Origin of the sequence: Actinomyces provencensis (assembly GCF_900155435.1) — a bacterium.
GTDB lineage: Bacteria > Actinomycetota > Actinomycetes > Actinomycetales > Actinomycetaceae > Pauljensenia > Pauljensenia provencensis.
Window position 1 is genome coordinate 380162 of the sequence record NZ_LT700212.1, and the last position, 1682, is coordinate 381843.

The 1682-nt window shown below is 76.7% G+C and carries 3 protein-coding genes; 2 read left to right on the top strand and 1 reads right to left on the bottom strand.

The features are described from left to right. Both BQ9890_RS16995 and BQ9890_RS17000 read left to right on the top strand, forming a co-directional pair. On the top strand, positions 1-551 hold a 551-nt coding region (locus tag BQ9890_RS16995), incomplete at its 5' end, for a LysM peptidoglycan-binding domain-containing protein (protein ID WP_230297768.1). Continuing rightward, positions 548-1027 carry an Rv3235 family protein gene (locus BQ9890_RS17000; protein ID WP_078062154.1) on the top strand — a complete coding sequence of 160 codons (480 nt, stop codon included), beginning with the start codon at positions 548-550 and terminating at the stop codon, positions 1025-1027. The genes BQ9890_RS16995 and BQ9890_RS17000, both read left to right, overlap by 4 nt. Before the next feature lie 110 nt (positions 1028-1137). On the opposite strand, the gene BQ9890_RS17005 is transcribed toward BQ9890_RS17000, so the two are convergent. Further along, a partial coding sequence (locus tag BQ9890_RS17005) for a hypothetical protein (RefSeq protein WP_407638864.1) occupies positions 1138-1682 on the bottom strand: 545 nt, incomplete at its 5' end.

Here is a 1682-nt window from a genome sequence, read left to right on the forward strand (position 1 = left end):
GGACGGGGGCGGGCACGCCCACGCCGAGCACGGGGAGCACCTCCCCGGCACCGGGTCCGGCACGCAGCACCCCCAGCGACGCAGACCCGTCCTGGACCCCCGGCTCCCCACACGGCGCGGCCCGGACCTCGGACCCCACGCCGGGCGTGTCGCCACAGGGGCAGGGACCGACGGGCACGGGAAGAACCCTCAGTCGCAGTCCCGAGATCGGGCACACCGGGGTCGGAGCGCCGGACCCGGTCCTCGCGGGACTGCGGGCGGACGCGGGCCCCGGGGCGCAGGTGTCCTCCGGCGGCACCGGGACGACGGTGGGCGATCCCGGCACCCACTCCCCCACGCCCGGAGACACAGCCACCGCCGCGGTCCACGTCGTCGTCCCCGGGGAGAGCCTGTGGACGATCGCCGCCCAGCACCTGGGAGCGGACGCGGACGACGAGCGGATCGCTGCCCTGTGGCCCCGCATCCACGCCGACAACGCGGAGATCATCGGCACCGACCCGGGCCTCATCCATCCGGGCACCCACCTCCGGATCCCCGGGAGCCGACCATGAGCGCCGCCGGCACCGCACGTCGGGCCGCACCGTCGGTCCGCAACGGCGACCCGTGCATCCGGTGGGACATGCGCCGCGACGTCCGGCCCCGCGACCTCAGTGACCTCGAGGAACGCCTGCGCCCCGACCCCGTGCGCCCCCTCGCGGCGACCCCTCCCCCCGACCCGGAGGCCTGGGCCGCGGGCCTGGCTCGCGGCGTCGTGGAGATCCTCTGCGGTCTGCGCCCCCTGGAGCAGCTGCGCCGCTGGGTGGTCCCGGACCTCTTCGACCTGCTGGGCACGATGCTCCCGGCCGGCAGGGACACGCGCGTGCGGGCGGGGTCGTGCCGGGTGCTCTCGGCTCGCGCCTGCTCCCTGCGCCCGGGGGCCGTGGAGGTCTCGGTGGCCGTGCAGGCCGGGCCGCGCACCCGCGCCGTGGCCGTGCGCCTGGAGGAGTTCCGGGGACGCTGGCTCACCACCGCCCTGGACGTGGCCTGACGGTCGCGGTCACGGGACCGACGCGCGGCGCTCCGCCCCCGGGACCGACGAGGGCGGGGTCGGCGTGCGCAGACCCGTACCGGGGATCCGGTGTCCGGTCACTCCCGGGTTCAGCGACGCTTCTTCGACTTCTTGGCGGCAGCACGGCGCTGGGCCCGGTTGGACCCGGAACCCGATGCCGGGGACGACCCGCCGGAGGAAGCGGTGGATCCCGTACCCTCACCGTCGGAGCTGGTGTAGTTCAGTCGTGTCGGGCGCTTCTCCCGCCCGACATTGCCCATGACGGAGGCGGCACGCGCCAGGGCGGCGGACTCGTGCTGTCGCTGCTCCGCGGCCTCCTTCGCGGCGGCCTCCTTCTCGGCCGCCTCCCGTGAGGACTGGGCGGCCCGGTCGTCGCCCTCGTGCGTGTCCTGCTCCGGCTGCCCCTGGCCCGTTCCCTGCCCGGCCGCACAGCGGGTCGGGGCGGGTGCGGCCGGGCAGGGAACGGGCCAGGGGCAGCCGGAGCAGGACACGCACGAGGGCGACGACCGGGCCGCCCAGTCCTCACGGGAGGCGGCCGAGAAGGAGGCCGCCGCGAAGGAGGCCGCGGAGCAGCGACAGCACGAGTCCGCCGCCCTGGCGCGTGCCGCCTCCGTCATGGGCAATGTCGGGCGGG

Bases quoted from the DNA above. Each gene is read 5' to 3' on its own strand.
- BQ9890_RS17000 (WP_078062154.1), top strand. From the start codon at position 548: ATGAGCGCCGCCGGCACCGCACGTCGGGCCGCACCGTCGGTCCGCAAC.